The 6990-nt window shown below is 34.3% G+C and carries 8 protein-coding genes; all 8 read right to left on the bottom strand.

From position 1 onward, the window contains the following. Nucleotides 1-17: 17 nt before the first annotated feature. Entirely contained in the window at nucleotides 18-221 is a 204-nt protein-coding gene (locus WMO18_RS10280) for an excisionase (protein ID WP_002347229.1), read from the bottom strand. 375 nt (nucleotides 222-596) lie between these two features. Beyond that, nucleotides 597-839 carry a helix-turn-helix domain-containing protein gene (locus tag WMO18_RS10275; protein ID WP_010774379.1) on the bottom strand — a complete coding sequence of 81 codons (243 nt, stop codon included), beginning with the start codon at nucleotides 837-839 and terminating at the stop codon, nucleotides 597-599. Next, nucleotides 829-1107, bottom strand: coding sequence for a sigma factor-like helix-turn-helix DNA-binding protein (locus WMO18_RS10270; RefSeq protein WP_437127971.1), 279 nt, complete (start codon nucleotides 1105-1107; stop codon nucleotides 829-831). The genes WMO18_RS10275 and WMO18_RS10270 overlap by 11 nt, the downstream gene beginning before the upstream one ends. 430 nt (nucleotides 1108-1537) lie before the next feature. Beyond that, nucleotides 1538-1762 (bottom strand): hypothetical protein, encoded by a 225-nt coding sequence (locus WMO18_RS10265; protein WP_003417802.1) that lies wholly within the window; start codon nucleotides 1760-1762, stop codon nucleotides 1538-1540. Between the two features lie 126 nt (nucleotides 1763-1888). Next, nucleotides 1889-3622 (bottom strand): ABC transporter ATP-binding protein, encoded by a 1734-nt coding sequence (locus WMO18_RS10260; RefSeq protein ID WP_003417799.1) that lies wholly within the window; start codon nucleotides 3620-3622, stop codon nucleotides 1889-1891. 1 nt (nucleotide 3623) lies between these two features. Continuing rightward, entirely contained in the window at nucleotides 3624-5441 is a 1818-nt protein-coding gene (locus WMO18_RS10255; protein WP_025578659.1) for an ABC transporter ATP-binding protein, read from the bottom strand. Between the two features lie 123 nt (nucleotides 5442-5564). Beyond that, nucleotides 5565-6515: a helix-turn-helix domain-containing protein gene (locus tag WMO18_RS10250; protein WP_000370299.1), complete on the bottom strand. Its 951-nt coding sequence runs from the start codon at nucleotides 6513-6515 to the stop codon at nucleotides 5565-5567. Nucleotides 6516-6636: 121 nt separating this feature from the next. Beyond that, nucleotides 6637-6990, bottom strand: a 354-nt coding sequence (locus WMO18_RS10245) for a conjugal transfer protein (RefSeq protein ID WP_367286582.1), incomplete at its 5' end; no start/stop codon positions are given.

Genomic DNA, 6990 nt, shown 5'->3' with positions numbered 1-6990 from the left:
TCTACGGCTCAATGACATTAGATTTCGTCCAATGTATCTATGATTTTTTCAAATTGTTTTCGCTTAATCTGAATACGATTACCGTTCACGATAACCCAGCCAGCGTCAAGATTTTCTTCGGCTAATTTACGCAATTTCTTTTCGCCAATACGGAAGTATTTAGACGCTTCTTCAATCGTCAGCGTATATTTTTCCCAGATAGGCACATCAGTATTGTTCATAATCTATACACCCCCTTTACTGTGTGTCGTTTTTTACAAGCAGGCAGACGGCTTTGGAAAGCTCCGTTAGTATCTCAACTATTCCCATTCTTGTGGGCAGAACCGCACCATGCGGACGTATCATTATTCTGTGAGGATAGGTCGTGGCAAAACGACTTTTCCAACAGTCGCTCTCGGATCACTGCGTGGGTCGCTCGCTTTCTTTTTGAAAAGGTCGTGGCGTACAGTCCCCGTGGCTCGCTATCTCACAAACGTATCTGTCTGCTTTATTCAGTTGTCAAAGAGCTGTGGCGAAAGCGTGTTGCTTTCATGTAAAAGCAGGAGCAGAGCAGGAAAGAGGGGATTGAACAAATCATGCTCTGCGGTTACTGCTTCTTATTCTTCGGTTTCTAAAGGAATATCAAAGTCCAACATCATTTTGATAAGTGCTTCTCTGATACGTCCCTTTAATTCCATGTCTACGACTATGCAGACATTACCATATCTGTCATAGAATGGACGTAAACAACATTTTGATATGTACGGGTCATAAAATGCCAGTATCTTTTCAATCGAATTTACGTTGCCGTCCACAGCCGACGAGATAAGGTAAAATGACGGGCGTGTGTTATTCATCATTCATGTTCTCCTTTAACTTTTTCTTGATTTCTTCAAGTGAGTTCTTCCTACTGCGGAACGACGTTGAACGGTTAATCTTTAATCTGTCGCCGATTTCTGTATCGCTCATGCCTAAGAAGAAGTACATCAACAAGATTTCTCTGTCCTTTTCAGACAGATACTTAATCGCTTCTGCTAAATCATCATCAAGGACACGAACCTCAATACCGCATACATCAAAGGCGGTATAATCGCTTTCATATTCGTCCCAGACAGCCAGCTTTTCCACGACGATTTCTGGAAGTTCACAATAGGAAATTTCCTTATTTCTTCGTCGCTTTAATTCTTTGCGGTAATTACGGACAATGCCCTTTACTACACGTTTGAGCTTGCAATCGAATTGACATTGTATCGTTCTTTGGAAGTTCGACGGTTTCATATCATCACACCCCCTTTCCGTTATGACGTGAAAAGTGTTTATCCCTCTTTCCGCACCATATCTGTACGGCAAGGTGTGATTTGTTGCAGGAATTTGAAAAAAATTGAAAAAATTTTTTCGGGTACAAAAAAAGCCCGCACAAAACATATAGTTTTATACGAGCTATTAAAGCTGTAAAATATTCAGTTTTTAATAAAATGCTATTAGGTAGTGTATGATTGTATAGAATTTCGCTTAAAATGTTCCATAATACAATCCCCCTTACAGCACTTGTTTTGTATTACACTTTTGTCTTTTGGGTAATCTTGTAAATATATTCTTCTGATGTAGGGCGTTTATTTCCAAAATACTTTTTAAAATTTGCCTGCACCTCTGGGTCGGTGCTGTTCATAGCTTCATCAATCGTTGCTTCAATATCCGCCCGAACATCAGACAATGATACACCGCCAGCTTTTGCCCCAGCTTTCAATGCTTTTTTAATATCTCGTTTTTTCAGACCAATCATATGTGTGTTTCTCCTTTAAGCATAAACATCTTGAAAAGCAAGTTATGATATTGTAAATCATTGAAAATTTAATGTTTCTGCTCTTATAATACTATTTTTCTATTCTATATCAGTTTTTCTATACGATTATACAGACCACCCCAGACTTTCTTGTTGAATAGAATATAATTTGTGATATAGCCCTTTTCTTTCCATAAGCTCATTATGTGTTCCATGTTCAACTATTTTTCCATTTTCCATTACTAATATCTGGTCTGCATCTACCACAGTCCTTAGACGGTGTGCAATCATAATAACTGTTTTACCTTTTATCAGATGTGCAAGTGCTTTTTGTACGAAAACTTCATTTTCTGGGTCAAGAGAGGCGGTTGCCTCGTCTAAAAGAATAATCGGAGAGTCTTTTAATAAAGCTCTTGCAATAGAAATTCTTTGACGTTCTCCACCTGACAATGTACTTCCGTTTTCTCCTAAAATAGTATCATATCCATTTGGCAGATTACGAACAAATTCATCACAGTAAGCTACTTTGGCAGCTTTATATACTTGTTCTTTTGTAGCATTAGGATTTCCCATTTGAATATTATTAAAAACTGTATCATTAAACAATGTAACATCTTGAAAGACAAAGGACATCTTTTCCATTAAATTTTCAGGATTGATTGTTTTAATGTTTTTATTACCAATCGTTATTGAACCGCTTTGTATATCCCAAAATCTGGCAATCAATTTTGCGATTGTACTTTTTCCGCTTCCAGACGGACCAACTAACGCTGTTATGCTTCCCTGTGGTATTGTGCATGAAACATTGTGAATAACATCTTCATTGTTATAAGCAAAAGATACATCATTTAACTTAATATTATAAGTTTGAGGTGTTTCTTCTTTCCCACTCATAGCAGGAGTAGTCAATAATGTTTTCATTCTTTCTGTAACGACATTAAGATTTAATAATGTAGTTAATTGAGATAAAATAGCTAATATCGGTCCATATATCTTTGTTACAATCAAGAAAAACATAAGAAGAGGTAATAGCTCAATTTGTCCATTGACTAATAAGATTGTCCCTACAAATATAGTTATTCCTATTCCTGCTTGTAAAATCATGCTTGCACTGGACATAAAAATACCGACAACCATTTCAACTTTAACAGCAATTTTTTTCATTTCCAATAACGCTCTGTTCAAAGTCCTAAAGTGAACGCCGCTTAAATTACATGATTTAATGATTTTTATTCCCTCTAAATATTCTTGTACTTGACTGGACGCATTTAATTTTGTTTCCACTTGCTTTTCAAATAATTTTATCTGATATTTCCTGCTACACCAAATAACTAAGAAAGCAATCGGTAATGTAATGAAAACGCATAATGCTAAACGCCAATCAAATAGTGCAAGAAGAACACAGGTTAAAGTTACAGAAATTCCATTTGCAATTAGAGGCGGAATAGTACTACTTAACATTGACTCCATACTACTACAATCCGACATCATATTTGTTGTAAGTTCTGATAAATCCTTTGTGTTGAAGAAACTCATAGGAAGTTTACGCAGATGTTCAGCAATACGCAATCTAGTAACATTTGACTCTTTATAAGAAGCAATATAAGTCTTGCGATAATCATTTTTGGAAGCTAAGAAAACAATGATTGCTGAAATAATACCTGCTCCCCAAAGCAACCAGATATTTTGCCAATCTAACTCTTGCCCTAAAAAAGGATTTAATAGCTCACTAAAAACCATAACTGTAATACAAAACGGAAGTAACATTGCTAAATTTGTAATCGTACAAGCAATGATTGCTTTTTTCAAATCAGTATAGCCTTTATCTGATAAAAATAATATTTCTTTTAATTTTTTCATTTTACTGCACCACCTTTGTTTGAACTTTCCAATCAATCGCCTCTGTATAATGTTTCCACATTTCAGCATAACGTCCATTTTTCTGTATTAAATCATTATGTTTTCCACTTTCAATTAAGCGACCATTTTCCATAACAATAATTTTATTTGCATTACGAATTGTAGAAAGACGGTGTGCAATCATAATGACAGTTTTGTCTTGCATAAGTTTCTCAAAAGCCTTTTGTATCAAATATTCATTTTCAGGGTCGCTAAATGCAGTTGCTTCATCTAATACAATGATAGGGGCGTCTTTAATAATAGCTCTTGCGATAGCAATTCTCTGTCGTTCTCCACCTGAAAGATGTATACCTTGTGTTCCGACTACTGTATCATATCCGTTTGGTAATTTAGAAATAAAATCATGACACTGTGCCGCTTTAGAAGCTGATATGACTTGCTCTTTTGTTGCGTTTGGATTTCCCATGCGAATATTATCGAAAATACTTTGCTTAAAAAGAAATATATCTTGAAACACAAAGCTAATATGTTTCATTAAGTCATTAGTTCCAACTTCACGAACATCAACATTTCCTATTTTAATGCTTCCAGAGGTTACGTCCCAAAAACGAGAAATCAAATTAGCAATCGTACTTTTTCCACCACCAGATAAGCCGACGATCGCTGTTATTTCCCCTTGCTTTGCTTCAAAAGAAACATTTTTTATTGCCAGTTCATTCTCTTTTCCAGTATAAGAAAAACTAACATTATCGAATGTAACATTGTCATTATCAAAAGTCTTTGATATTTGTGTATCTTTTAAGACTGGAATATTAAATATTTCGTCCATTCTTGCAACATTTCCATTGATTTGCATAAACGATTCTGAAACATACATAATTTTGTTAAGTATACCCGCTACTGCTGGAACAAAGAGCAAATAGAAGATGAAAGTCATCAGAAATTCTTTCTGGTTTACTGCATTAGTACCAATTAAAATACCTACGGGTATAAGCACAAGATAAATATTGTTAATTATCGTTGTAAATGCAGGCATACAATTTTGCCAACCTAATGAAAATTTCAATACCCATTCTGTATATTGAGAGATTGCATGTTTTAACTGTTCAAATGAATTAGCTGTCTGATTAAAAGCCTTAACGACTGGCATACCTCGTACATATTCAACAGACGCATTATTCATATCTTCAAGAGCAATTTGATATTTCCCCATATTTTCTTTCATTGCCCCACTTCCATAACCCATAAACTGAACAATAAAAGCTAAAATAATACCAACAAGAGAAGCAATGCCGAATCTCCAATCAATAGCAAATAATAAAATAACCATAACAATCGGAGCAGTTACGGAAGCCACAAAATCAGGAAATTGATGTGCAATGAAACCCTCAACACTTTCTATATTTTCGTCCATGATTTTTCTTAACCGTCCACTTCCAATCGTCAAATGATAACCTAAAGGTATTTTGGTAATATGTTCTGCAAATTTAACCTTTAATTCATACAATGTTCCAAAAGCCGCAAGATGAGAACAAAATATCGCCAAAAAATACAACAAAATATTTGCGATAATTCCACCCAGAGCCAACCAGCCATACCCTATTACTTCATTGACATCTAAGCTATTCAAATTTGGATAAACTTGAAGAATAGAACGAATGATGAAGTAAACTGCAATATAAGGAATAAATGAAGCAATCGACGCTAAGGAAGAAAGAATAGCGGATATAAAAATCAGTCCTTTCTTATTTGAAGCCAGTTCCATACATCGTGCCAAGCCAGTTTTAGGCTTTACCTGTTTTGGCGTTTTCTTTGCCATAATAAATCCTCCTAACTAAAAAATGATGTAGTTAGCTCTTGCTAACATACATCATTTTACTTTTTATATTTATTTGCTTCTACTCCATAGCTATATATCTATCCAAAAAATAGCCCAAAAGTGTTAATTTTCTGCCTTTCGATAATCTTTAGGTAAAATACCATATACCGATTGAAATGCAATAGAAAATTTACTTGCATTACTATATCCAAGACTTAACGCAATATCATTTATTTTACGCTTTGAATTTCTTAATTCATTAGACGCTATATTCATCTTGTATTTTTTTATGTAAGAATAAGGAGTATCTCCATATACTTGTGCAAAGACTTTATACAGTAACGACAAGTTAATTCCTTTTTCATAAGCTAATTGTTCCAGAGATACTTTTTCTTCTAAATGTTCTGTCATATATTTGCAAACATCTTTTGTTATTTGTATATATTTTTTGTTGAAATATCGAAATTCAGTTTCTTCATTGCCCGACAGTTTGTTGATGAAATATAAAAATTCGATTGCTTTAACACGAAAATAGGTAATACTTTCCTTATCTTTAGCATTATAAAATTCTTCAAAAAGATGTCCTAACTCAAAGTCTGCATGACTTAAATATCCATTTTTATTTAACTTTAATCTTTCACTTATTTTGTCCATATCTAAGCAAAAATCATTTAGAATTTTTTGTGTATCTGCACTAAGGGCGTGTTTATCTATGACTAAGCTAAATGCGTAACATTTTTTTAGGGGAAAGGAAAAAGATATAGGCAAATGTTTAGTCCCCATAATACTGAAATATCCTTCTGACAAATAAAACATCTGATGATTAGAAAATTCACATTCATAACGCCCCGCTTGACAATGGACAATAGAAATTATATCAGGATTAAATTTTTGTGAGGGCATAATTTCATCTGTATAAAAATCAAGAAAACAAAGTGTGATACCGTCATAAAGATTATAACTTGTAATAATACCTTTTCCTTTACAGCCATAATCTATAATAACACAATCATTATCACTATCGACTAATTGTGCTTTATCTCCATACCAAGATTTATTAAATCTATTATCCATACCAATCATCTCTTTTTGTTAATCTATTCTAATTTTAATATTAACATATATCTGAAACGTGAGCAACGTTTTCTGCTTTTAGGGTAAAGGGGGCTATCTTTTTTTGATAACCCCTTAATACTTATCCTATAATCTTCCAGTTGCTATCCTTATGTAGCACAAGCTCATATTGCGATACCTGCGTTGCCTTTGTCTGATTATCAAGGAATTTCACAGCAACCTTGACTTTCACATTCTCCCCGTCCTTTGTAAAGATAGGGTTTATCAGTTCAGAATAAAGGTAATCTCTGCCGATAGGTTCAAGTACATTACCAGATACATAATAGGCAAGTTCTTTTTCTGTGGCTGTTGGGTACAGCTTAAAGAATGTTTCCAGAAATGCGGTAGCGTCGTTTACAGTATCAGCGTCTACACTTGCGTCTGCTTCTGGTGTCTTAGGCTCATAGTCTGATTTTTCGATTGCTGGTGCAAGGGT

The organism is Ruminococcoides intestinihominis (assembly GCF_040096285.1).
GTDB lineage: Bacteria > Bacillota > Clostridia > Oscillospirales > Acutalibacteraceae > Ruminococcoides > Ruminococcoides intestinihominis.
The sequence above is the reverse complement of the archived record's forward strand: the minus strand, read 5'-3'. Positions and strand labels throughout refer to the sequence as shown.